General features: G+C 70.2%; 33 protein-coding genes. All 33 read left to right on the top strand.

Features of this window, described 5'->3' with window-relative positions; genetic code table 11:
* Positions 1 to 19: 19 nt before the first annotated feature.
* Entirely contained in the window at positions 20 to 976 is a 957-nt protein-coding gene (locus AC27LF_RS33230; protein WP_479660055.1) for a MarR family transcriptional regulator, read from the top strand.
* Positions 973 to 1,743: an ATP-binding protein gene (locus tag AC27LF_RS33225; protein WP_479660056.1), complete on the top strand. Its 771-nt coding sequence runs from the start codon at positions 973 to 975 to the stop codon at positions 1,741 to 1,743. Before AC27LF_RS33230 ends, AC27LF_RS33225 begins: the two co-directional genes overlap by 4 nt.
* Positions 1,740 to 3,071 (top strand): replicative DNA helicase, encoded by a 1,332-nt coding sequence (dnaB, locus tag AC27LF_RS33220; protein ID WP_479660057.1) that lies wholly within the window; start codon positions 1,740 to 1,742, stop codon positions 3,069 to 3,071. The genes AC27LF_RS33225 and dnaB overlap by 4 nt, the downstream gene beginning before the upstream one ends.
* The gene (locus AC27LF_RS33215; RefSeq protein ID WP_479660058.1) at positions 3,068 to 3,325 is read left to right on the top strand and encodes a hypothetical protein; all 258 of its coding nucleotides are present in this window, start codon (positions 3,068 to 3,070) and stop codon (positions 3,323 to 3,325) included. Before dnaB ends, AC27LF_RS33215 begins: the two co-directional genes overlap by 4 nt.
* Positions 3,322 to 3,951: a hypothetical protein gene (locus AC27LF_RS33210; RefSeq protein WP_479660059.1), complete on the top strand. Its 630-nt coding sequence runs from the start codon at positions 3,322 to 3,324 to the stop codon at positions 3,949 to 3,951. The genes AC27LF_RS33215 and AC27LF_RS33210 overlap by 4 nt, the downstream gene beginning before the upstream one ends.
* 41 nt (positions 3,952 to 3,992) lie before the next feature.
* Positions 3,993 to 4,229, top strand: coding sequence for a hypothetical protein (locus AC27LF_RS33205; RefSeq protein WP_479660060.1), 237 nt, complete (start codon positions 3,993 to 3,995; stop codon positions 4,227 to 4,229).
* 95 nt (positions 4,230 to 4,324) lie between these two features.
* Positions 4,325 to 4,486: a hypothetical protein gene (locus AC27LF_RS33200; RefSeq protein ID WP_479660061.1), complete on the top strand. Its 162-nt coding sequence runs from the start codon at positions 4,325 to 4,327 to the stop codon at positions 4,484 to 4,486.
* The gene (locus tag AC27LF_RS33195; protein ID WP_479660062.1) at positions 4,483 to 4,815 is read left to right on the top strand and encodes a hypothetical protein; all 333 of its coding nucleotides are present in this window, start codon (positions 4,483 to 4,485) and stop codon (positions 4,813 to 4,815) included. The genes AC27LF_RS33200 and AC27LF_RS33195 overlap by 4 nt, the downstream gene beginning before the upstream one ends.
* Positions 4,812 to 5,159 carry a helix-turn-helix domain-containing protein gene (locus tag AC27LF_RS33190; protein ID WP_479660063.1) on the top strand — a complete coding sequence of 116 codons (348 nt, stop codon included), beginning with the start codon at positions 4,812 to 4,814 and terminating at the stop codon, positions 5,157 to 5,159. The genes AC27LF_RS33195 and AC27LF_RS33190 overlap by 4 nt, the downstream gene beginning before the upstream one ends.
* Positions 5,159 to 5,314, top strand: a complete 156-nt coding sequence (locus AC27LF_RS33185; protein WP_433088549.1) for a hypothetical protein — start codon at positions 5,159 to 5,161, stop codon at positions 5,312 to 5,314. Before AC27LF_RS33190 ends, AC27LF_RS33185 begins: the two co-directional genes overlap by 1 nt.
* 10 nt (positions 5,315 to 5,324) lie before the next feature.
* The gene (locus tag AC27LF_RS33180) at positions 5,325 to 5,831 is read left to right on the top strand and encodes a hypothetical protein (RefSeq protein ID WP_479660064.1); all 507 of its coding nucleotides are present in this window, start codon (positions 5,325 to 5,327) and stop codon (positions 5,829 to 5,831) included.
* Entirely contained in the window at positions 5,831 to 6,154 is a 324-nt protein-coding gene (locus tag AC27LF_RS33175) for a hypothetical protein (protein ID WP_479660065.1), read from the top strand. Before AC27LF_RS33180 ends, AC27LF_RS33175 begins: the two co-directional genes overlap by 1 nt.
* 158 nt (positions 6,155 to 6,312) lie before the next feature.
* Positions 6,313 to 6,498, top strand: coding sequence for a hypothetical protein (locus AC27LF_RS33170; protein WP_479660066.1), 186 nt, complete (start codon positions 6,313 to 6,315; stop codon positions 6,496 to 6,498).
* A gap of 35 nt (positions 6,499 to 6,533) precedes the next feature.
* Positions 6,534 to 6,734, top strand: coding sequence for a hypothetical protein (locus AC27LF_RS33165; protein ID WP_479660067.1), 201 nt, complete (start codon positions 6,534 to 6,536; stop codon positions 6,732 to 6,734).
* A 259-nt stretch (positions 6,735 to 6,993) separates the two neighbouring features.
* Positions 6,994 to 7,476: a hypothetical protein gene (locus AC27LF_RS33160; RefSeq protein WP_479660068.1), complete on the top strand. Its 483-nt coding sequence runs from the start codon at positions 6,994 to 6,996 to the stop codon at positions 7,474 to 7,476.
* A 19-nt stretch (positions 7,477 to 7,495) separates the two neighbouring features.
* The gene (locus AC27LF_RS33155; RefSeq protein WP_479660069.1) at positions 7,496 to 7,771 is read left to right on the top strand and encodes an HNH endonuclease; all 276 of its coding nucleotides are present in this window, start codon (positions 7,496 to 7,498) and stop codon (positions 7,769 to 7,771) included.
* A gap of 153 nt (positions 7,772 to 7,924) precedes the next feature.
* Positions 7,925 to 8,350: an AAA family ATPase gene (locus AC27LF_RS33150; RefSeq protein ID WP_479660070.1), complete on the top strand. Its 426-nt coding sequence runs from the start codon at positions 7,925 to 7,927 to the stop codon at positions 8,348 to 8,350.
* A 248-nt stretch (positions 8,351 to 8,598) separates the two neighbouring features.
* Positions 8,599 to 8,877: a hypothetical protein gene (locus AC27LF_RS33145; RefSeq protein WP_479660071.1), complete on the top strand. Its 279-nt coding sequence runs from the start codon at positions 8,599 to 8,601 to the stop codon at positions 8,875 to 8,877.
* 55 nt (positions 8,878 to 8,932) lie between these two features.
* A complete protein-coding gene (locus AC27LF_RS33140) occupies positions 8,933 to 10,348 on the top strand; it encodes a terminase (protein WP_479660072.1) in 1,416 nt (471 codons plus the stop codon).
* Entirely contained in the window at positions 10,342 to 10,512 is a 171-nt protein-coding gene (locus AC27LF_RS33135) for a hypothetical protein (protein ID WP_479660073.1), read from the top strand. The genes AC27LF_RS33140 and AC27LF_RS33135 overlap by 7 nt, the downstream gene beginning before the upstream one ends.
* Positions 10,509 to 11,828, top strand: a complete 1,320-nt coding sequence (locus AC27LF_RS33130) for a phage portal protein (RefSeq protein WP_479660074.1) — start codon at positions 10,509 to 10,511, stop codon at positions 11,826 to 11,828. The genes AC27LF_RS33135 and AC27LF_RS33130 overlap by 4 nt, the downstream gene beginning before the upstream one ends.
* Positions 11,806 to 12,573, top strand: coding sequence for an HK97 family phage prohead protease (locus AC27LF_RS33125; RefSeq protein ID WP_479660075.1), 768 nt, complete (start codon positions 11,806 to 11,808; stop codon positions 12,571 to 12,573). The genes AC27LF_RS33130 and AC27LF_RS33125 overlap by 23 nt, the downstream gene beginning before the upstream one ends.
* A gap of 69 nt (positions 12,574 to 12,642) precedes the next feature.
* The gene (locus tag AC27LF_RS33120) at positions 12,643 to 13,884 is read left to right on the top strand and encodes a phage major capsid protein (RefSeq protein ID WP_479660076.1); all 1,242 of its coding nucleotides are present in this window, start codon (positions 12,643 to 12,645) and stop codon (positions 13,882 to 13,884) included.
* Between the two features lie 65 nt (positions 13,885 to 13,949).
* The gene (locus AC27LF_RS33115) at positions 13,950 to 14,168 is read left to right on the top strand and encodes a hypothetical protein (protein ID WP_479660077.1); all 219 of its coding nucleotides are present in this window, start codon (positions 13,950 to 13,952) and stop codon (positions 14,166 to 14,168) included.
* Between the two features lie 12 nt (positions 14,169 to 14,180).
* Entirely contained in the window at positions 14,181 to 14,741 is a 561-nt protein-coding gene (locus AC27LF_RS33110) for a head-tail connector protein (protein WP_479660078.1), read from the top strand.
* Positions 14,742 to 15,206: a hypothetical protein gene (locus tag AC27LF_RS33105; RefSeq protein WP_479660079.1), complete on the top strand. Its 465-nt coding sequence runs from the start codon at positions 14,742 to 14,744 to the stop codon at positions 15,204 to 15,206.
* A gap of 29 nt (positions 15,207 to 15,235) precedes the next feature.
* A complete protein-coding gene (locus AC27LF_RS33100) occupies positions 15,236 to 15,439 on the top strand; it encodes a hypothetical protein (RefSeq protein ID WP_479660080.1) in 204 nt (67 codons plus the stop codon).
* 3 nt (positions 15,440 to 15,442) lie between these two features.
* The gene (locus AC27LF_RS33095; RefSeq protein ID WP_479660081.1) at positions 15,443 to 16,429 is read left to right on the top strand and encodes a phage tail tube protein; all 987 of its coding nucleotides are present in this window, start codon (positions 15,443 to 15,445) and stop codon (positions 16,427 to 16,429) included.
* A gap of 5 nt (positions 16,430 to 16,434) precedes the next feature.
* Positions 16,435 to 16,941 (top strand): hypothetical protein, encoded by a 507-nt coding sequence (locus AC27LF_RS33090; RefSeq protein WP_479660082.1) that lies wholly within the window; start codon positions 16,435 to 16,437, stop codon positions 16,939 to 16,941.
* A gap of 10 nt (positions 16,942 to 16,951) precedes the next feature.
* The gene (locus AC27LF_RS33085) at positions 16,952 to 17,416 is read left to right on the top strand and encodes a hypothetical protein (RefSeq protein WP_479660083.1); all 465 of its coding nucleotides are present in this window, start codon (positions 16,952 to 16,954) and stop codon (positions 17,414 to 17,416) included.
* Complete coding sequence (locus AC27LF_RS33080; protein ID WP_487231283.1) at positions 17,314 to 17,559, top strand: hypothetical protein; 246 nt, start codon at positions 17,314 to 17,316, stop codon at positions 17,557 to 17,559. The genes AC27LF_RS33085 and AC27LF_RS33080 overlap by 103 nt, the downstream gene beginning before the upstream one ends.
* Complete coding sequence (locus tag AC27LF_RS33075; protein ID WP_479660084.1) at positions 17,559 to 20,699, top strand: hypothetical protein; 3,141 nt, start codon at positions 17,559 to 17,561, stop codon at positions 20,697 to 20,699. Before AC27LF_RS33080 ends, AC27LF_RS33075 begins: the two co-directional genes overlap by 1 nt.
* A gap of 16 nt (positions 20,700 to 20,715) precedes the next feature.
* Complete coding sequence (locus AC27LF_RS33070; RefSeq protein WP_479660085.1) at positions 20,716 to 23,469, top strand: carbohydrate binding domain-containing protein; 2,754 nt, start codon at positions 20,716 to 20,718, stop codon at positions 23,467 to 23,469.
* Positions 23,470 to 23,476 lie beyond the last annotated feature (7 nt).

Below are 23,476 nucleotides of genomic sequence, written 5' to 3'. Positions count from 1 at the left end.
CCCGGCTGGCAGGCCGCTGATGGGAATCAAGAGGATCGTCGATGTCCTCGACTACGCGCCGCAGGACCTGACGCCGGCTGAGCGCCTGGTCCTCGTTGTCATCGCCGAGAACATCGATGACGGCGACGCGAAGCGGGAGACCTGGGCGGGGTTCAGCATGAAGACCCTCGCCCGGCGCTCCGGCCTGACCGGGGACGGGACGCTGAAGCGCGCCCTTCAGCGGCTCGCCAAGCGGGGCCTGGAGGTCCGTGTGCCCCTGGGCTTCGACAAGAGCGGACGGCCGTTCTTCGCGGTGCCGGGGAAGCAATGCCGGTTCCGGCTGCCCGCGATCGACGCCACCTTGCCGATGCCCCTGGAAGGGGGGACCACAGTCCCCGCTCAAGGGAAGGCGACGCCCCCCGCCAAGGGGGGACCTGAGTCCCGGCAGGGGGGACCACAGTCCCGGCAGGCGGGACCTGAGTCCCCCCAGGGGGGACCACAGTCCCCCCCTACTCCTTTTACTCCTCACTCCTCTACTCCTACTGCTGCCGCCGCACCGGACGACACGACACTTCCCGCCGACGATGCATCCGCTGACGCGGTCAAGCCCGCGAGCAACAAGACGAAACCCCGGGCCTCGCCGAACACGGCAAAGCCGAACCCGCACCAGGTCGCCGACGACCTGACGAAGCAGTTCTGGGAGCGGTACGGCAAGGGGCGAGCCCAGAGCTTCCTCGCCGTCCGGGCAGTCACCCGCAAGGCGATCGCCAACGGCGTCGCCCCCGACGCCCTGATCCACGCCCTGAAGCAGGTCGGCGAGGAAGGGCGGCCGGTATCCGGCGGAACGATCCAGTTCGCCCTCAGCCGCCGACCTCGCGCCGAGGCGTACCGCAACCCGACAGACGACCACGCGGCAGTGCGTGACCGGCCGGAGGAGACGGACCCTCCGGCGCGTGACCACTCCGCCTACGACGAAGACCTGAGGACCATCCGGTGAACGACACCCACACGCCCGCCTCCCGACTCGTCATCGACTTCGACGGCCTCGGCGTCCCCGCCGGCTCCTACGCGCTGCCCACCCGCGGCGCGGTAGCCCACCTGGGCGAGGACACCGGGCACCGCTTCGCCGAGCACTTCGCCGGACGGCTGCCCCTCGCCGCTCTGACCGCGGCCGAGACCGCGTTCCTGCGCGATCACTTCCTCGACCAGTTCACCGAGCGCCGCGAGCGGGCCCTGGCCTACTTCGCGCAGCACGTCACCTTCCGGTACCGCAATGCCCAGCCCGACGGCCGCGCCCGTGCCTGGGCGCAGGACGTGGTGCACGACCCGCACGAGGCGCAATCGATGCTGCTCGTCGGCCCGACGGGCACGGGCAAGACGTACTGGGCCTACGGCGCTTTGCGCGCCATCGCAGACGCCGGTGCCTGGGTCCCGTGGAAGGCGACCACGGAAGCCGACCTGTTCGCCCTGCTGCGTCCACGACCCGGCCACGACCCGGAAGCCGCCTTCCAGGCCGTCGCGAACTGCCCGCTGCTCTTCCTGGACGACCTGGGCGCGGCGAAGCTGTCGGAGTGGACCGAGGAGGTCACCTACCGCGTGATCAACCACCGGTACGACCGCTGCTTGCCCAGCATCTTCACCAGCAACGTCGCACCCCGCGACTTCCCGGCGATGTTCGGGGACCGGATCACTTCTCGGCTCGCCGGCATGTGCGACCAGGTCGCGGTCAAGGGCGAGGACCGCCGGAAGGCGGCCCAGGCATGAGCGACGACTTCGCCCGCGTCCCGCCCCACGACTTGGCGGCTGAACAGTCCGTGCTCGGCGGCATGCTGCTGTCGGCCGAGGCCATCGCGGACGTTGTCGATGTCCTCGACGGGGCGGCCGACTTCTACAACCCCTCCCACGAGACCGTCTACAGCGCGATCATCGCCCTGCACACCGCGGGTGATCCGGTCGACCCGATCACCGTCAGCAACCATCTGCGCGAGCAGGGCGTGCTGCACAAGGCCGGTGGCGCGGCGGGCGTGCACCATCTCGTTCAGGCGGTACCGACCGCCGCGAACGCCGAGCACTACGCGGGCATCGTCCGGGACTGCGCGGTCCGGCGACGCATGATCAAGGCCGGGACCCGTATCGTGCAGCTCGGCTACGACGGCGCCGACGCCACCGAGTCCATGGACGCCGCGCAGGCCGAGCTGAACGAGGCAGCGCAGGTCCGCGAGGACCCCGACGCCGCGCTGCTCGGCGAGGACTTCGGCCAGCTCATCAGCGAACTGGAAACCCTCCAGCGCGACGGGCACGCAACCGGGGTCCTGACCGGGTACACCGATCTCGACGCGCTCACTCATGGCCTCCACCCCGGCCAGATGATCATCATTGCGGCGCGGCCCGCGCTGGGGAAGTCGACCCTCGGCGTGGACATGGTCCGTCAGGCCGCCATCCACGACGGCCGGCCGGCCGCGTTCTTCAGCCTGGAGATGTCCCGGCGGGAGGTGCAGCACCGCATCGTCTCCGCCGAAGCGCGGATCGGTCTGCACCACATCCGCGGCGGCAGCATGACCGACACCGATTGGGTGCGCTTCGCACAGCACATGCCCCGACTCTCGGCGGCGCCGCTGACGATCGACGCCACCCCCAACCAAACCGTGACGCAGATCAAGGCCCGCTGCCGACGCCTTAAGCAGCGCGGCGGCCTCGACCTGGTCGTCATCGACTACCTCCAGCTCCTCGGCTCGGGCTCCGCCCGCCGCACCGAGACCCGGCAGCAAGAGGTGTCCGACATGAGCCGTTCCATCAAGCTGATGGCGAAAGAGCTGGACGTGCCCGTGGTGGTACTCGCCCAGCTCAACCGCGGCCCCGAGCAGCGCACGGACAAGAAGCCTCAGGTGTCCGACCTGCGCGAGTCGGGATCGCTGGAGCAGGACGCCGATGTAGTGATCCTGCTGCACCGCGAGGACGCCTACGACAAGGAATCCCCGCGTGCCGGTGAAGCTGACCTGATCGTGGGCAAGCACCGCAACGGGCCCACCGCCACGATCACCGTCGCCGCGCAGCTGCACTACTCGCGCTTCGTCGACATGGCCCGCACATGACCAGCCTGAGCGAAGAAGACATCGCCGCCGCGCGTACCCAGGGCGACCTGACGGCGCTGCTGCTGATGGCGAGCGGGCTGCCCGTCACCCCGCGGCAGCGAACAGCCCCGGCCGCGTCGGTGCGCGTCCCGCGTGCGCGGCCGGGCTCCTGGCCCGACGGATCACGTCCGCCCCAACTAGCGCCCGATGTAGCCGCGTACCTCGCGCGGCTGTGGCCCGACCGCTACGACACCCTGAACGGAGATGGACCGTGAACGTCTGCGAGCTGTGCGGCGACGACGCGGCCGGCCGGTACCTGTGCCACCGGCACACGGTGAAGCTCGCCGAGCGGCTGGCCGACCTGCCGACCCTGTATGACGAGGTCGGCGAGTGCCTGGTGCCGCGCCGCCCCGGGTGGGGCGAGATCGTCGCCACCCGCGGCGCGGCCGGCCCGCAGTCCCCGATCGACGAGGACGTGCTGGACACGGTGAACTGGGTGCGCGCGGCCGAGGTGATGCGGCTGTGGCGGATCGACGTTCAGCGGGTGCGGTGGCCGCAGCATGCGCCGCCCCCGCCGCCCGCCGACCTGTCTGCGGACTGCCGCTGGCTCGGCATGGAGCTGGAGTGGGTCGTCGCCCACTACCCGGGCGCCGGCGACCTCGCCCGTGAGGTGCGGGAGTTGGAGGCTCAGGCCCGGACGATCGTCGGCGATCCGCTGCCGCGGGCGCAGCGGCTCGGGACGTGCGTCGCGGTGACCGACAGCCAGGGCACCGTGTGCGGGGCCGTGATCTCCCGCATGCCGGGGCAGACCCGGCTGGCCTGCCGGTGGTGCGGCTACGTGTACGCGACCGCGCAGGACTGGGCGCGACTGCAGCACTTCCAGCCCGCCGAGTCGGCCTGAACCACTTGTGTCCAACACCCCTGTTGGATAAGGTCGTTGTGATGGATCCGAAGCCCTGGCGGGAACGAGTCCGCGACGAGGAAGAGCTGTTGGCGCAGCTCAACCAAGCCGCATCCGAAGCCGCCTCCCGACGAGCCCAGGCTCTGCGCGATGGCGTAGCGGAGCTGGGCACCGTGGCCGATGTCGCCCGCGATCTCGGCCGCAGCTGGCAGGCGGTCGACCAGGCGATCAAACGAGACGACCGCAAGAAGGCGGCCAAGCCGCTCACAACCGAATAGACAGCGAGGGCCGGACGGCAGCTCCCGAGTGTTGGCGCACCCGGGGCGATCGCACCGCCCGACCCTCCAGCCCACGAACGAGATCGGACCTCGTCATGGACCAGCAGCACCTTAACGCGCCCACGTGCGCGGACACCGCCCCCGGCCGGCGCCTCATCGCCGCGGGCCTCACCCGTCGCCATGACGGCCGCACGATCACCGTGCGCGTCACCGCGGCCGGCGTCACCGGGACCATCCGCACGGCGGTGACCCGGTGACCACCCCCGACCTCCCCCCGGCCGCCCGCGACCTGCTCGCCGCCGTCCTCGAAGCCCTCGACATCCCCCACCCCGCCACCGTCGGCGGCACCGAAGCACACGACCGGCTCCTCGCCAACCGCGCGGTGCACGCCCGGATCGCCCTGCGCAGCGTCCTCGACGGCGACAGCATCGGCCCGGAGTGGACCGCCAGCTACCTCCGCGAACGCCTCGCCGAGCACCCCGTCACCGGGTACGTCACCGTCGAGCAGGCGCAGGCCGCCCTCGACGCGGGCAAAACCTGGTCCGAGGCCGTGGCCCTCCCCGCCGAGCAGGGTGGCGCACGATGAGCCACCCCCAGCTCACCATGACCGAGCGCCGCGCCGCGGTGGCGCAGCTCCTGGCGCACGACCCGGACCTGTCGGCGCGCGCCATCGCCGCCCAACTCGGCGTCGGCAAAGACACCGTGCGCCGCGACATGGACGCCCTGCGCGCCACCGGTGCGCCGCCCGCGCCGCAGGACGGGGACGTGCTCGTGCTCCGGCTCGACGAGCCGCTGCGCCAGGCCCTCGCCGTCCTGCGCGCCACGCTCGGCGCCCCGGACACCGTGGCGCAGAACATCGCCGCGGCGCGCGCCGCCATCCACGCCACCGCGGACACCGTCCGCGACACGCACCCCCACGTGGCGCGCTGATGGCGCAACCGGTACTCGCCATCGTCTTCGCGCTCGCCGCCCTCGCGGCCCTGCTCGGCCTCGCCCTGGTCGACCTCCGCACCGTCCCCCCGATCACCGGGACGTGCGCCTTCGTGCTCACCTGCGCCGCGCTCGCCGTGGCTGTACTCCGCTGAGGACCCCTTCGTGACGTTCGTGACCATCGGCGGTTGCACCGTCGGCATCTGCATCCTGATCTACCACCTGGTCGAATGGTGGCCCGGCGCCAAGAGCCTGCGCGGCAACCCCCTGCACTACGCCGCCGACCTCGGCCCGTTCCTGCTCGCGTGGGCCTATGGCGCCCTGACGATCCTCGGTGTCGGCGGACTGATCGGCTGGGCAGCCCGTACCGCCCTGTGGATCTCCAACTGGCTCGGCGACGTGGCCTTGGTGTGGGGGATCGGCGGGCAGGCCGGCACCCGCGCGGGCGGCACCGGCTACCTGCCGCTCACCCAGCCCGGCGGCGCCATCGTCCTCATCCTCACGGCCGCGCTGGTGGCCGCGGTGAAGAAGTCCCGGTACGGCGCCGACATCAAGCGCGGTGCCTGGTGCGGGATCTGCCTCGGCACCTCGGCGGGGATCGCGGGGTTCGCCGCGGCGCCGCTCGCGGTCGCCGTGAACCGGCTCGGCGACACCGTGTTCGGGGCCCTGTGATGGCCGCCCCGGAAGAGCCCGAGGCGGAGCGGTCGCGGGCGGCCGGCGCGTGCGTCCTGTTCGTCCTCGGCGGGGCCGTCGCTGGGGTCGCGTTCGCGGTCGACGAGGCGGCCGGGGTGCTCCTCGTGGTGACTGCCGGGACGGTCGTCCTGTGGCGGTCAGCGCGGCGTATGTCCGATTCGCGCACCACTCCCCCACCACCCCTCTCAGGGGACGTTTACGCAGCTCACAGCGACGAAATCGACCGCATCCAAGAGGGGCCGGGGGAGGGGTTGCGTGTCATCTACACGAAAGAGAACCGGAGGACAGATGTCGCCCGTTGAGCCGCTGACACGACGCATCCTCGCCGCCCTCGGCTACGAGTACTGCCCGCAGTGCGGCTGGTGGACCAAACCCCACTGCGGCCACTGACCAACCCCGGCCCAGGACAATCCGCTGGAATCACTTCCACGGACAGCAGGCTGCCAGCGATGATGTCGGCATGACTGACCGCAGCAACACCCTGATCTCGGCCTTCGGCGTCCTGGCCAGCACCGTGATACTCGCCATGTTCATCAGCTCCGGAGCGTCAGTTCCCTGGATCGCATTCTGGACTGTGACCTTCCTCGTCGCGCTCTACGCACTCGTGCGTGACGTCAGGCGCCTTCGCGCAGGCCAGACGAACTGACAGAAGACCCGGCGCCACAGGCGCATCATGGACGCATGGAGCAGCACATCCGCCCCGGCCACTACACCGCCACCCAGGCCCGCCAAGTCCTCGGCGGCATCAGCGCCGGCGCCCTCCGCAACCTCGTCTACCGCGGACGGCTCCGGCGAAGCGGCGGCACCGACCGGTACCCGTACTACGCCGTCCCGGACGTCAACGCACTCGCCGCGGAACGCCAACAGCGCGATGTCGCTTGACCGCAGGTCAGACACTGTGTGACGATCGCCGTGCACAACTGTGCCCACACGAGGCACCACAGACGCACGACAGAGCCCCGGACCGGACCACCGGCCGGGGCTTCGTCGTGCCCGTCCGCCGCCCGGCGCAGCGGGCTTCGAGGCGGCCCTGCGGAGCGCCCGGCGGCGGACCCCAACGTCACAACACAGCCACACCACCCACACGCGCCCCTCACCCGGCGCATGATGCCCCCTCAGACCAGAACACCCTGGGGGGACCATGAAGACCCGCATAGCCGTCGGCACTGCCCTGCTCGCCCTCACAGCCGCCCTCACCGCCTGTAGCAGCGACTCCAAACCCGACACCGCCGCCTGCAAGGCCGCCATGACCAAGGAGTACCGCGACGGCATCGCCCAGGGCGAGAACGCGCCCGAGGGCAAGCGGCCCGCCGAATGCGCCGGCGTCGACGACAAGACCGTCCAGCGCTACGCCAGCGAGATCCTGGAGAAGGAACTCCCCAAAGCCGTCGAGAGCGCGCTGCCCGACAGCCTTGAGAGCGCCCCGTCCGACACCGACGAGGCGTCCAACGTCACGCCAGAGTGCCGGGAGTGGATCGAGGCAGAACTCCTCGACGACTCAGAGAGCATCGACGCATCGTCCGGAGAGAACGCCTGCGGCTACCTGACCGACGACGAAGTCGACCAAGCCGTCGAGGACATCACCAACGACCTCATCGAGCGGGGGGCAACCCCCGCGTCCTGACCCAGCGGAGGTGGCGCCCGTGGCCGGCAACCCGCGCAACGGGCGCCGCTACCGCCGCCTCGTCGACTGGCTCCGCGCCCAACGCCTCCCCTGCTGGCTGTGCGGCCACAACATCGGCTACGACCTGGACGCCCGGCACCCGCTGTCCTTCACCCTCGACCACGAGGTACCGCTCTCTCGCGGCGGCAGCCTCCTCGACCCCGCCAACGCCCGCGCCGCGCACCGGCGGTGCAACAGCAGCCGCGGCAACCGGACGACGCCCAAGCGGCCCGAGCGAGCCTCACGGAGATGGTGACCATGGCGCAGCAACAGCCCACGATGCCGCGCTGCCGCTGCGGCAAGTGGAAGACCTACGCCGGCCGCTACGACCGGGATGGCTACACCCTCCGTTGCGCCGGATGCCGACGGGCCATCTGGCGCTGCGGCTGCTGACGCCATGCTGTACGTCGTGACCGGCCCCCCGGCCGCAGGCAAGTCGTCCTGGATCGAGGCGCACGCCCGGCCCTCCGACATCGTCATCGACCTGGACCGCATCACCAGTGCACTCACCGGGCCCGGGGCACCGCAGTGGAACCAGAACGCGCTGCACCTGCGCGTCGCCCACCGCGCCCGGTACGCCGCCATGGACGCCGCGTTCCAGCTCCTCGACCAGCTCGACGTCTACCTGATCCACACCATGCCCAACGCCCGCGCCATGGCCAAGTACAAGCGGCTGAAGGCACGCATCGTGGTCGTGGACCCAGGCCGAGACCTCGTCATGCAGCGCATCAAGGCGATGCGCTCGCCCGAGATGGAGCGCGTCGCCACCCGCTGGTACAACGCCCGCCGGCGCCTGCCCCAGCAGGCGATGCCGCAAGCCTCCCGGTCCTGGTGACCACCGGTCACACCCGGTGAAGGCAGCCTCCCGACCGTCCCCTGCCAGGGCGACGCGCGACCCGGTCATGGTCGGCCGGGCGGAGAGTGGGTCGAAAGTTCGGCGCAGGACCGGGCGACCCAAACGCCCTTGTCGCCCGATTTTTTGCGCGGCCCGATCCGGTCGCTAATCACTGCGAACTGAGTTGGACTGAATTAGCGGGCCGTCACCCTGTGTGATGTGACGCTGCGTCACCATTGGGGGTGATCATGGGTGACGTCCGAGACAAGATCGCCGCCGAGATCGAACAGCTCCGAGCGGACGAGACGTCGCCTGGCCTCGCCCAAGTCGCCGTCCGGCTCGCCGAGTCCATGGACGACAACGGTGGGCTGACTGGGCTGGCGAACGCGGCGACCGCGCTGCGCTCCGTGATGACCGAGCTGCGGAAGCTGGCTCCTGTCGAGTCGAAGGGGGACGCGGTCGATGACATTGCTGAGCAGCGAGCGAAGCGCCGCGCAGCAGCCCGGCAGCAGGCCGCCGGCGGCTGACGACGGCCGCGTGTATGGCTGGCAGACGCCGCCGATCCAGACTGCGCCGCCGGCGGTGACGAGCGCTGGCCAGGAGGCCATCGACCTCGCCGCCCGGGCTGGGCTGGTGCTCGATCCGTGGCAGCAGCACGTCCTGCGTGTCGGCATGGGAGAGAAGCCGGACGGCAGTTGGGCCTCGTTCGAAGTCGCCTTCAACGTGCCGAGGCAGAACGGCAAGGGCGGGATCATCGAGGCACGCGAGCTGTGGGGGCTGTTCATCGGCGGCGAGGAGCTGATCCTGCACAGCGCGCATGAGTTCAAGACGGCGAAGAACGCGTTCAAGCGGATCGAGCGTCTGATCCGTCAGACCCCTGACCTGCATAAACGCGTGAAGACGTATCGGCAGACCGTGGGCGAGGAAGGCATCGAGCTGCACACCGGGCAGCTGCTGCGGTTCATCGCCCGCTCGAAGGGCTCGGGCCGGGGCTTCACCGGGCACTGCAACGTGATGGACGAGGACATGATCCTCGGCGACAACGAGATGGATGCGCTGCTGCCCACGATGGCGGCCGTCCCAGACCCGCAGATCTGGTACGCGGGCAGCGCCGGCATCGGCGCCCCGTCCGTGCAGCTCGGGCGTCTGCGGCGGCGTGCGCTCGCTGCGATCGAGACGGGCACGCCGGATCCGTCGCTCGCCTACATGGAGTGGTCGGCAGACCCGCACGTCGACGAGTGCCCGGCCGACTGCACCGCGCACGATGACCCCGGCTCGGACGCCGCGGTGCTGAAGTCCAACCCGGGTGTCGGCTACCGGCTGACGCTGGAGAAGATCGCGCGCGAGCGGGCGACGCTCAGCGCCGCCGGCTACGCGAGGGAGAGGCTGGGCGTGGGCGACTACCCGTCCGACGAGGCCGACACGTGGCAGGTCATCGGTGAGGACGCGTGGCGGGCTCTGGCGGCCCCTGAGTCCGCGCCGGCGGATCCGGTGGCGTTCGCCATCGACATGACCCCGGAGCGGTCGCACGCGGCGATCTGTGTGGCCGGGGAGTGGCGGGGCGGCGTTCACGTGGAGGTCGTCGACCACCGGCCCGGTACGGGCTGGGTCCTGGAGCGGGCCAAGGAGCTGCACGCGAAGTGGGGGCCGCGCTGCTGGGTCATCGACGGTGGCGGCCCGGCCGGGTCGCTGATCGCCGAGCTGGAGGACGAGGAGACCGGCCTCGGCGTCACGGTGGTCCAGCCGAAGACGCGGGAGATCGCACAGGCATGCGGCCAGTTCTACGACGCGGTCGCCGAGCAGACGCTCTCCCACCTCGACCAGGCGCCGCTCGCCGCGGCGCTGGCGGGCGCGCAGAAGCGTCCTCTCGGGGACGCGTGGGCGTGGGCGCGGCGGATCGTCTCCATCGACATCAGCCCGCTGGTGGCCGCCACGCTCGCCCGCTGGGGACTGTCAGCCGAGGTCGAGGAGACGGAGGAGGTGCCGGAGGTATGGTGACGCGCCTCGTTCTGCACGTGCTGGAGGTCGTGTTCGTCCTCGCGTTCCTGCTGGGCGTCGGCTTGTGGTCCGTGCCCGCGGCGCTGGTCCTGGCCGGTGTGCTGGGCGTGGTCGCGGTGGAGCGGACCTTGGCGGGCCTGCCCCGTGAGGGGGCCCGGTCGTGAGCCTGTTCGGGCTGTTCGATCGGCGGGCATCTCTGGAGAACCCCGCGGTGCCCCTGACGGATGCGGTCCTTGCCGAGATCTTCGGCGGGTTCCGCTCCGATGCCGGCGTGCAGGTGTCGGAGGAGACGGCGCTGCGGACGCCCACCGTGTGGCGCGCGGTGGCTGTCATCGCCGGTGTGTCCGCCGCGCTGCCGCTGCACGTGTACAGGTCCGGCAGCCGGGACCGCATGACGGTGCCGCTGCTGGAGGACCCGCACCCGGAGCTGACGCCGCTGGAGCTGTGGCGGCTGGTCAACGTGCACCGGGTGCTGTGGGGCAACGGCTACGTGCAGAAGCTGCGCAATCAGGCCGGGCAGGTCAGGGAGTTGTGGCCGGTGGCCCCGGAGCGGGTGGACGTCAAGCGGCAGAAGCCGTCGCCGGACAACCCGACCGGCAAGTGGTTCTTCGCCACCGACGACTGGGGCACGGTGCACGCGCTGTCGCCCCGGGAGATGATGCACCTGCCTGGCCTGGGCATTGACGGGCTGAAGGGCCTGTCTCCGATCGCCATGGCCCGTCAGGGCATCGGTCTGGCGCAGGCCGCGGAGAAGGGCGCGGCGAAGCTGTTCGGGCGGGGCAACGTCCTGTCCGGTGTGCTGGAGACCGAGCAGAAGCTGACCGCCGAGCAGGCCCACGCGCTCAAGTCCCGGTTCCAGGCGAAGCTGTCCGGCATCGACAACTTTCAGGAGATCGCTGTCCTGGACGCTGGCGCCGCGTTCAAGCCGGTGACGATGCCCTTGAAGGATGCCCAGTTCCTGGAGTCGCGGGAGTTTCAGATCCCGGAGATTGCCCGCATGTTCGGCGTGCCGCTGTTCCTGCTCATGGAGACCGCCAAGTCGACGTCGTGGGGGACGGGCCTGGAGCAGCAGGCGCAGGGCTGGATCACGTTCGACCTCACCCCGGCGTGGCTCGCCCCGGCCGAGCAGCGCATCACCAAGGAGCTGCTGCCCGCCGGCCAGTACGCGCACTACGCGGTGCAGGGCCTGCTGCGCGGTGACAGCTCGGCGCGGGCGACGTTCTACCGGGCGATGCGCGACACGGGCGTCATGTCCGCCAACGACATCCGCGCCCTGGAGGAACTGCCTCCGATCCCGGGGCCCGAGGGCGACACCTACCTGCAGCCGACGTACATGGCCCCGCTGGGGTCCAACCCTCTGGCCGACGACGGCGGGGCTCTGCCCGCCCGTGCGGCCGCTCTGATGGCCGAGGCGCGCCGCCTGCTGGCCCAGCATGCCGACCAAGGAGGCAATCACGATGCCGACGATGACCGGCGCTGAGGAGCGGCGCCGCCTGGCCCTGTCCGCCGCTGACGTGGCGATCCGCGCGACCGACGCAGGCGAGCGCTTCGGCGGGTACGCGTCCGTGTTCAACTCCCGCACGGCGATCGGCAACCCGCTGCGGTGGGGCTTCTACGAGGAGATCGCGCCGGGCGCGTTCACCAAGACGCTGTCCGAGGGCGACGCGCGGATGCTCATCGACCACGACTCGTACTACGTCGTGTCGCGGACATCGGCCGGCACCCTCGACCTCGCCGAGGACGACAAGGGTCTGTCCGTCGACTCGGCGCTGGACGGTGAGCTGTCGTATGTGCGGGACCTGAAGGCGAACCTGCGCAATGGCAACATCACCGGCATGAGCTTCGGGTTCTACGTCATCAAGGACGAATGGAACACCGAGACGATCGAGGTGGAGGGCGCCGACCCGGTGGAGGTCGACGTCCGCATCATCCGCGAGGTGCGCCTCGTCGAGGTCAGCGCCGTCACCTTCCCCGCCTATCCCGAGACCGAGGCCGAGCTGAAGGCAGTGGCCCGGGCGCTGGACCGGCGCGGCGAGTACGCCGCTGTCGAGGCCCGCGCCCGGTACCGGCCCGAGCTGCTGGACCTGGTGCACATCGACCGCGAGCCGGGTGAGTCCACTCGCGGCGCTGGCAAGCCTGCTGAGCCGGCGGTGTCCACTCAGCCGGGTCTGCCCCTGTCGATGCGCATGAACGCGCTGGCCGCCCGCTACGGGCTTCCGCGCTGACCCACCCAACCATCCGCCAGCCCCGCAGCGTCGGGGCTGTCTGGCGTGCCGTGAAAGGACACAGACGCCATGACGAGCACTCTGCTCACCCGGGCCCTGGAGCGCAGGGCCAACATCTGGTCCCAGATGCAGGAGATCCAGTCCCGCGCCGAGGCCGAGAACCGCGACGCGCTGACCGCTGAGGAGCGGGAGAAGTGGGACCGCGCCGAGGCCGAGCTGACCGAGGTGTCCTCGGACATCGAGCGCATGGAGCGTTCGGCGCGCATGGACGCTGTCCAGCGCGACCAGGCCATCGTCACCACCGGCGGCAACACCGAGGACCGCGAAGGGGACCAGGAGGCCGCCTACCGCGACGCGTTCGGCCGGTTCGTCCGCCGGGGCATGTCCGCCCTGTCCAACGAGCAGCGCGAGCTGATGCTCGCCAACCACTCGGAGATCCGCGCGGCGGCCACGTCGCCGGGCAGCGCGGGCGGGTACTTCATCCCGACCGACACCCTCAACAAGATCACCGAGACGATGAAGGTGTACGGCGGTCTGCTCTCCGAGGTCAACGTCATCACCACGGCGTCCGGCAACACGCTGAACTGGCCGACCAACGACGACACCGCGAACGTCGGCGCGATCCTCACGGAGAACAGCCAGGTCACCGAGCAGGACATCACCCTGGGGCAGAAGGACCTCGGCGCGTACACCTACACGTCGAAGATGATCCGCGCCTCGCTCGCCCTGCTCCAGGACTCGGCGTTCGACACGGAGGGCTTCATCGCCCGCAAGCTGGGTGAGCGGATCGGCCGTGCCGTCGCCGCGCACCTGGCCACCGGCACGGGCACCAACCAGCCGGAGGGGCTGTTCACCAACGCCACCGCGGGCAAGACCGGCGCCGCCGGGCAGACCACGTCGATCGTCTACGACGACCTGATCGACCTTCAGCACTCCGTCGACCCCGCCTACCGCGGCACCGGCCGGTGGGCGACCTCGGACTCCGGGCTGAAAGTGATCCGGAAGCTGAAGGACGACCAGGGCCGCCCGCTGTGGGAGCCGTCGCTGCAGGCCGGTCTCCCGTCCACGCTGCTGGGTGCCCCGGTCGTCGTCGACAACGGGATCGCCGCCCCGGCGGCCGGCGCCGCCTCGGTCGGCTTCGGTGACCTGCGTGCGGCCTACGTCGCCCGGCAGGTCGCCGGCGGTCAGATGATGCGGCTGGAGGAGCGGTACGCCGACTACCTCCAGGTCGGCTTCCTCGGCTTCCTGCGCTTCGACGGCACCCCCGACGACGGCGCCGCGTTCCGCGTGTACAAGCACCCCGCGACCTGACCCGCCCGACCCCGCGGCCCCCCGGCACTCACGCCAGGGGGCCGCCCGCTTGGAAGGAGGAGCGGATGCCGTACATCCGAGTCCTGCAGTCCGTCGGCGGCCTGGACTTCTCCTGGAAGGCCGGACAGGTCGTGGAGGTCGACGCCGCCACGGCCGAGGCGTGGGCCGACGGTGAGCGCGCCGTGCTGGCCGACGAGCCCAAGCCGTCCGCCGGCACCGAGAAGGCCGCAGTCCGCTCCCGTGGCGGCGGCCGCGGCAAGCGGGCCGAGACCCGCGAAGCCTGACGGGCGGATGCCATGTCGCTGATCTCGCTGGAAGAGGCCAAGCAGCAGCTCGACATCGAGTCCGATGCCAGCGACGCCGAGCTGACGGTGTACGTGAACGCACTGGACGCTGTCATTGAGGGCATCGTGGGACCGGTCGCGAACCGGACCGTGACCGAGGTCGTCGACGGCAGCGGGCCCGTGCTGTGCCTGCTCCAGGTCCCTGCCGTGTCGCTGACGTCCGTCACGCCGGTGCTGACGCTCGGCACAGTCCTGAACGTGTCCGGGCTGCACCTGGACGGCGCCACCGGCATCGTGCGCCGCCTGGACGGCGGCTGCTTCCGCGGCGGCCCGTGGACGTTCGCCTACGTCGCCGGTCGGGGGGACACCGAGCTGGCCACGATCAACCTGGCCGCGCGGATCCTGCTGCAACATCTGTGGCGCACCCAGTACGGGGCATCCCGTGGGCTGGCCGGGGTCGGTGGCGCCGACGACTTCAACGTCACCGAGCCCATCCCGGGCTACGGCTATGCGATCCCCAACCGGGTGCTTGAGCTGCTGGAGCCGTACAAGGCACCGCCGGGGGTGGCGTAGTTGCAGACGTCCCGTGTCCCGGCCGCCGTCGACGCGCTGCTGGCGATCCTCCGCGCATCCCCTGCGCTGGAGGGGATCCGGATCGTCGACGGCCCGGAGGCCGTGAACCTCACCGACAAGCACCGGATCCACGTGGGCTGGCAGCCCACCGACAGCGCAGCCGTGTCCCTGGAGCAGTCCTGGAACGCGGCCGGCGCCCGCACCCGCGACGAAGTGTTCTCGATCGCCTGCTACGCCGAGTCCCGGTCGGGCGACAAGGACATGTCCGTCCGCCGCGCGAAGGTCTTCGAGATCGTCGCCGCGGTCGAGCAGGCCCTGCGCGCCACGCCTGAGGCGCCCGAGGCGCCGACCCTGAACGGCACCGTCCTGTGGGCGGAGCTGGCCGCAGGGGACCTCACGCAGGCACAGACCGAGGGCAGCCTCGCGGGGCTCGCGTTCACGGTGACCTGCCAGGCCCGCATCTGACCCCACCCCACCCCTTGAGGAGTACTGCCATGGCGCGCGTGCGCTACCTGGGGCCCGAGCAGGTGACCGTCCCGGAGCTGGGCGGCCGGACTGTCGAGCCCGACGAGATCGTCGAAGTCCCCGACGAACGCTACGAGGGCTACGTCTGCCAGCCGACGAACTGGGAGCCCATCGAGGAGCCCGGCGCGGCGAAGAAGAAGACCGCGGCCAAGCAGCTGCAGAAGGAGGGCTGAGCGATGGCGATCGGATCCGGACTCGGCGCCCAGATGGGCATCGCGGCCGAGACGACCTACGGCACGTTCGTCGCGCCGAGCAGGTTCATCGAGTTCACCAAGGAATCGCTCGTCCTGAAGAAGACCACCGCCCAGAGCGCGGGGATCGCGGCCGGCCGGCTGCTGCCGCTGTCGTCGCGGCGCGTGGTCACCCGGCGGGAGGGCTCGGGGTCCATCGACCTGGAGATCGCCAACAAGGGCATGGGGCTGCTGCTCCAGGCGTGGATGGGCACGACCGTCACGCCGGTGCAGCAGGCGACGACGACCGCCTACCTGCAGACCCACACTCTGGCCAGCGTCGCCGGAAAGAGCCTCACGATCCAGAAGGGCGTGCCGCTCACCACCGGTGTCGTCACGGACAAGACGTTCGTGGGCTGCAAGGTCACCTCGGGTGAGCTGTCGTGCGGTGTGGGCGAAATGCTCACCGGCACGTTCGAGTTCGACGCCAAGGACTGCGACGAGGGCCAGACTCTCGCCGCGGCCTCGTACTCGAACATGTCGCCGTTCCACTTCGGGCAGATGGCGCTGAAGACCGGCGTGTTCGGCAGCGAGACGGCGCTGGACGGCATCCGCAAGGTGACGGTGAAGATCGAGCGCCCGCAGGATGTGGAGCGGTTCTACGCGAACCAGTCGGCTCTGAAGAAGGAACCGGTCGAGAACGACCAGGTCAAGATCACGGGCACGCTGGAGACGGACTACGTCGCCACGACCCTGGACGACCTGCACACCACCGACGGAGCGACCAGCCTTGTCTGGGAGTTCAAGGGGGCGAACATCGCGTCGACCTACGACGAGACGTTCCGGGTCACCCTGCCCGCCGTGAAGCTCGACGAGGGCCCGCCGGTGGTCGACGGGTTCGGCGTGGTGAAGCCCAGCTTCACCTTCACCGGCCTGTTCGACGGCACCAACCAGCCGAAGATCGAGTACATGAGCACCGACACCACGGTGTAACGGCCATGACCCGTGACGTGCGGCTCCTCAACACCGGCAGCCTGCTGGAACTCTCGCGGCGCCTGCGCGCTGCCGGTGGGGAGAACATCCGCCAGTCGATGCACCGCCGGATCCGGCGCGCCGCCGAGCCGCTGCGCGACGACCTCAAGGACACGATCCGCGGCCTGGACATTCGCAGCCAGGGCCGCGGCGCCCGGCCCGGCGGACCGTCGCCGAACAGCCGGCCCCTGCGGGAGACGATCGCCGACGCCATCCGCATCAGCGTCCGCACCGGAAACAGCCCGGGCGCCACGGTGTGGATCGACAAGGGCCGTATGCCGCCCGACATGAAGAACATCCCGGCCCACCTGAACACCGGCCGCCTGCGGCATCCGGTGTTCGGCAACCGCCGGCGCTGGGTCAACCAGTACGCCTCCCCGCCGTGGTGGGACACCACCGTCCGCCAGCACCGCCAGCGCATGGAGTCCGAGGTCGCCCGGGTCCTCGACGACGTGCGCCGCCGCCTCGAATAGGAGCACCCCCGTGATCATCGAGTACACCCATGACGGCGGCGAGCCGCAGCGTTTCGACGCCGGCCGCCTGCGCGCCTCCGAGATCCAGGTCATCGAGCGGACCGCCGACGGCCGCTGGAGCGACATCAAGACTCTGCTCGCGGATGGCGAGATCAACGCCATGCGCACGGTCGCGTGGGCCATCAAGAAGCGCAACGAACCTGCTCTGAGGTTCGCTGACTTCGACCCGTTCGAGGACGAGCTGCGGGTGCTGCTCGATGCGCGCGAGGTCCGCGGCTACGCCGAGGGCATCGTCGCCAGGTACGGAGCCAGTCCGGAGGACCTGGCCGAGGCGTTCGACGAGCTGCGCGACGTGGCCGCCGACCGTGAGGCGTGCGAGCAGGCCATCGCCGACGTGACGGCCCCAAAAGACCCGGCGCCCGCCGCGGAGCCGGAGCCGATGCCGGAGGCGGAACCTTCACCGAGCGCAGGCTGACCTACCTGCCGCTGTTCGGCCTCTACCTGCACTACACCGCGCGGGACGTCGACGCCCTCACCGAGGACGAGTTCGACCTGCTCACCACCTGGATCGACAACCACGAGGCCCAGCTGCGGGCCCAGTCCTCGGGAGGTGAGTAATGGCCGGCTCCCAGCGTCTGCGGTTCATCCTCGACGGCGACGACCGGCTCTCGCGCGTCCTCAACCACGCCGGTGACAGCAGCGCCCGCCTGCACCGCCGTCTCAACGACGACATGGACGGCAACAGCCGCGCCGTCAACGGCTTCTTCCAGTCCACCGACGGCCGACTGCGTGACCTGCGCGGCCGGTTCCTGTCGGTGGCCGACGCCTCCCGGCTGATGGCCAATGGGATGCCCGACGTCCGCCGGCGCCTCGATGACGTGGCCGGGGCTGGCAGCGGCGCCGCCGCGTCGCTCGGCCAGTCCGGCGGCGGCCTCGGCGGCGTCATGCTCGGCGTCGCCGCAGCCGCGGGCCTGTCGCTGCTGCCCATGCTCGGCGCCCTGGTCCCCGCCCTGCTGGGTGCCGGCGTCGCCGCGGGCACGCTGAAGCTCGGCTTCTCCGGGATCGGGGACGCGCTTCAGGCGCAGACCAAGGGGCAGAAGGAGTACGCCGAGGCCCTGAAGAAACTCCCCAAGCCTGCCCAGGACTTCACGAAAGCCCTGGTCGGGGTGAAGAAGGAGTTCTCCGGGATCGGCAAGGACATCCAGAAGGCGATGCTCCCGGGCTTCACCAAAGCGGTGAAGGACGCCGCGCCGGTCGTGAAGATCCTCGGCAACGCCATGACCGAGATGGGCGGCCAGTTCGGGAAGGCCGCCGAGGGCGTCGGCCGGCTCCTCAAAGACTCCGGGTTCCAGGACACCCTGCAGACCAATCTCCGTCTGGGTGCCGTGTTCGTGGACGACATGGTCACCGGGGTCGGCCGGCTCACCCGGAGCCTGCTCGACTTCGGCGCCGCCTCGGGCCCGACCCTCAAGGCCCTGTCGTCGGGGCTGTCCGGGCTGCTCGGCAAGGGCCTGCCCGCCATGTTCGACGGGCTGAAGACCGGCATCCCCGGAACGGCCAAGATGCTGGACGGCCTGTTCTCCCTGATCAACAACCTGCTCGGCGGGCTCGGCCGTCTGTCCGGCGAGTTCGGCCGCACCCTCGGGCCGGTCTTCGGGGACGCGTTCAAGACGACCGGTGGCCTGATCGCCGGGGCCATGGACACAATCCGCGGCGCCATGATCCTGCTGCGGCCGGTGTTCCAGGACATCGCCTACGGCTTCAAGAGCATCAACGACTTCGCGAGGATCGTCGGCCCTACGCTCGCGGACCTGGGCAGCTCGATCGTCACGGCGTTTCTGCCCGTGGGGAAGTCCGTCAACGATGCGGCCGGGCCGCTGCAACGCCTGAACCAGGCGATCGCCGACAACAAGATCGGCATCCTGGAGGGCGCCCGCGCGTTCAGTGCCGCGATGCTCGACATGGTGGGTGCCGGCGTCGCGGCAGCGCCCCCACTCCTCAAGGCGTTCACCGTCGTGTCCATCGGCATCCTGAACGCGATCGGTGTCGCGGTGAACGGGAGCGCGAAGCTCTTCGGCTGGGTGCCCGGCATCGGCGGCAAGTTGAAGGCTGCGAACAAGGCGTTCGAGGACTTCAAGAAGGGCTACACCCAGAGCCTGGGCAGCGCCGTCAAGGCAGCGAACGACTTCGCCCTGGCGACCGTCCCGAAGCTGTCGGCGGGCAAGCTGAAGCTGAACATCGCCAACTGGCAGCAGCAGATCGAGACGGCCAAAGCGAAGCTGAAGACCGTCCCGCCGTCGAAGCAGGCCGCGCTGAAGGCGACCATCAAGGACCTGCAAGCCAAGGTCGCCGAGGCCCGGCGGCAGCTGGACAACATCGACGGCAAGACGGCCACCACCCACATCCTCACCATCCGGGAGACCCGCGCCGTCTACAACACCGTGGGCCGCCCCAGCAAGGGCGAGGGCGGTGTGTCGAAGTACGCCAGCGGCGGCACGCCCGAACGGGGCGAGCTGGCCATGGTCGGCGAGGAGGGGCCCGAGCTGGTCGTGTTCGGCCAGGCCGCCCGCGTCTTCGACGCCAAGACCACGAAGTCGCTCCTGAGCGGCACGGCCGGCGCGGGCCGGGCCGCCGGGCAGGGGCTGGCCGCGGGGCTCGGGTCGACGAGCGGCGTGTACGCGGCGGCACGGGTGATGGCCAGCGCGGTCACGGCCGGTATCCGGGACGAGATGGAGATCCGCTCGCCGTCGAAGAAGACGAAGGCGCTCGCCGCGGACATCGGCAAGGGGCTGATCGTCGGGCTCACGGGCACCCGGGACAAGATCAAGGCCACGGCGAAGGACCTGGTCAAGGACATCAAGACCGCGTTCTCCGGCAAGAAGGAATCGTCACTGATCAAGTACGTCAACCAGCAGACGGACAAGCTGCTGGAGGCGGCGAAGAAGCGCGACGCTCTGGAGAAGAAGATCGCCGAGGCGCGGAAGTACGCGTCGGCGACGACGGCGACCGCTCGCCAGCAGGCGGGCCTGTCCAGCCTGGGGATGGCCCCGGAGGAGGTCACGGCCGGCGGCATCAAGGCGGGGCTCGCGCAGAAGCTCTCACAGATCAAGCAGTTCACGAAGTACATCGCGACACTCGCCAAGCGGGGCCTGAACAAGGGACTGCTGCGGCAGGTCCTCGACATGGGGCCGGTCGACGGTTACGCCTACGCGTCCGCGCTCGCCGGTGCGGACAAGGCCACCTTCGCGTCCATCAACAGCACCCAGAAGCAGATCACGGACCAGACCGGAATCCTCGGCCGCAAGGGCGCCGACATCCTCTACGACAGCGGCAAGAACGCGTCGAAGGGCTTCCTCACGGGTCTTCTCTCCCAGGAGAAGGAGCTGGAGAAGACCATGGAGAAGCTGGCCAAATCCATGCAGAAGTCCCTCCGCAAGGCCCTCGGCATCCGGTCGCCGGCGACCAAGGTCGTGCCCGACGGGATCAACACCACCCGCGGTGTGGCCAAGGGCGTCCTTGCCGGGCTGCCCTTCATCGACAAGGCCATGGACACGGTGGCCGGCCGGATCACCGGCCGGGTGGCCGCCACGCGGCCCGTGGTGGGGCGGCCCGCCGTCATGGCCGGGGGCGGTGCGGGAGCGCAGATCAACATCACGATCCAGGGGGCTGTCGACCCGTACTCCACAGCCCGCGAGCTGGAGAAGATCCTGGCCAAGTACCGGCGTGGCCGCGGCGGCGCCTCCTACAGCTTCGCGTAGACCCAGGGAGGTAGACATGCCGCTGGTGGTGGAGATGGGCTGGGGCGGTCTGGTGCAGGCTCCCGAGACCATCACGTGGACGGACATCACCCCCTACGTCAACGTGGCGCAGGGGGTGACGATCACTCGGGGCGCGGCCGACGAGCTGGCCGAGACGCAGCCCGGCACGGCCACGCTCGTTCTCGACAACGAGGACGGGCGGTTCACGGCGGGCAACGCCTCCAGCCCCTACTACCCGTTCGTGCGGCGCAACGCGCCGATCCGGATCCAGGTGGTCACGACGGCGAAGAACTTCGTCACCAACCCGAACTTCGCCGACACCGCGGGCTGGGAGCTGGGCAGTGACGCGTCGACCTCGTTCGCCCTGTCGACGGTGCGGGCGCAGTTTGGCACCCAGTCCCTGCTGGTCACCTGGGGCGGAACCTTCAACAACAACCCGACCTTCGAGGCGGATGCGTCGTCGTGGGCCGGGAACACGGGGACCATTGCCCGGGTCAACACGCAGGCGCACTCCGGATCGTGGTCGCTGCAGGTCACCCCGAACGGCACCAGCCCGACACCGCGCGCGGAGTCCGAGAAGTTCCCGGTGGCGTCCGGCGGCACCTACCGGGCGCAGGGCTGGCTGCGGTGCGTCTCGTCCCGGCGGCTCGGACTGAACGTCAACTGGTACGACGCCAGCGGCACCTTCATGTCGACCAGCTTCAACATCCAGACCGTCGCCGCGAACACGTGGACGTTCTACAGCGGAACGTTCACCCCGCCGGCCGGGGCCGCGTTCGGGCAGCTGGCCCCGTCCGTGCACGACACCCCACCGGTCACGGACCTGATGTTCGTCGATGACGTGCGGTTCCTGGCCTCGCCCGGCAACGAGTTCCCCGCTGTCGGTACGACGCTGCGCGGGCTCACCATCGGCCGGCAGTACACCGCGTCGGCCTACGTGTGGGTACCCACCGGCTCACGCCCGGTGTGCCTGTTCGTCGTCGGCATCGACAGCGCCGGGAACGCCTCCACCACGGTGGACGCCTGGCAGCGGATCACCTACACCTTCACCGCGACATCGACCTCACAGACCCTGCAACTCATCCCGACAGGGAATCCGCAGTTCGGCAGGCAGGTCTGGCTGGACGCCGTGCAGGTCGAAGAAGGTGGCACGGCCACAGCATTCGACGGCCGTGGCCCCAGGGTCCATGACCGGTTCTGGGGCATGGTCAACGAGTGGCCGGTGGGCTGGGAGGGCCTGGTGTCCACCGTGCAGATCACGTGCACGGACCTGTTCAAACGCCTCAACAAACTGCCCGCCCTGCGATCCATGCTCGCCGAGGAGATTCTCGTCCAGGCGCCGATGGTGTACTACCCGCTCAGCGAGGACAGCACATCGGCCAGCGCCGGTGACATCGGCGGCAGCGGCGCCCCCTCGCTCGCCATCGCCCAGGCCGGCGCGGGCGGGACGCTCACCCTCGCCACCGCGGCCGGCCCGCCGGAGACCGGCGAGCAGGCGCCGGTGTTCACGCCGTCGACGGCGACCGCGGGCAAGTGGCTGTCCGCCGATCTGGGCCCGCAGTACGAAGGCACCTTCTACCGCTGCTACGAGGCATGGTTCCAGACCACGACCACCGGCCGCTGCATCCTGGGCATCCACTCCACCGACCTGGTCTACCAGCACCTGCTGTCCATCGGGCCGGGCGGAAACCTGCAGATCGAATGGACGTCCGACCAGACCACGACGATGACCACGGAGACGGTCAGCGGGCCCACCACGCTCGCCGACGGCAACTGGCACCACGTCGTGTACGACCAGCGCGAGGGGAAGGTGTGGATCGACGGCGTACTGGCCGACTCCACGCTGGCCGTTCCCCGCGGCTTCAACCAGCGCGTGCTGCACGTGGGCGGCTACCGGGGCACCCGCCTGTTCAGCGGCAGCATCGCGCACACGGTGGTGTACCAGACCGACACCACGTCGGCCGGACCGACGGCCGCCACCCACTACGACGCGGGCATGACCGGCCACGCCGGCGAGAGTGCCGACGTGCGGATCCAGCGGCTGGCCAGCTACACCGGTATCCCCTCGGTGACGCTCTGGGGCAGCACGTTCGACCCGATCGCCTCCCAGGGCCCCGGCGGCTCCGGAGTGGTGGCCCGGATGCGGGAGGTCGAATCCACCGAATCCGCCAGGCTGTTCGCTGAGCGGGACTGGTACGGGCTCGCCTTCCAGTCCCGGGACATCCGCTACAACCCCGACCCGACCAGCGAAATCTTCACCATCGACTACGCCGACCTGGAAACCCGGCGTGTCGAGCTGGCCGACGACGACCAGAAGCTGATCAACAGCCTCGACGCCTCCCGCCCCGGCGGCGCCACACAACGGGTCACCTCGCCGGAATCGATCCGGAACAACGGCATCTACGACCCCGGCGTCCTGTCCATCCTCAAGACCTCCGACAACAAGGTCCTGGACGCCGCGAACTGGCGGGTCTCCCGCTACGCCGACCCGCCGCCGGAACTGCGCGAGGTGCCGATCGAGGCGTACACGATGCCCCAGTACCCGGACATCCTCGACGCCGAGATCAGCAACTACTTCACGGTGTTCAACATGCCGCCGCAGTCGCCGGCACCAGCGATGCGCGTCACGGTCGAGGGCTACACGGAGACGATCAAAGAGGCATCGCACCTGATCCAGTTCCACTGTTCGGCGTCCCTCACGGACTCCGTGTGGGTCCTCGACGACCTCATCTACTCGGTGCTGGACACCAGCACTCGCCTCGCCTACTGAAAGGGGA

Source organism: Streptomyces diversicolor, assembly GCF_057537855.1.
Note: the sequence above shows the minus strand (reverse complement) of the source record. Positions and strands in the feature narration are given on the sequence as shown.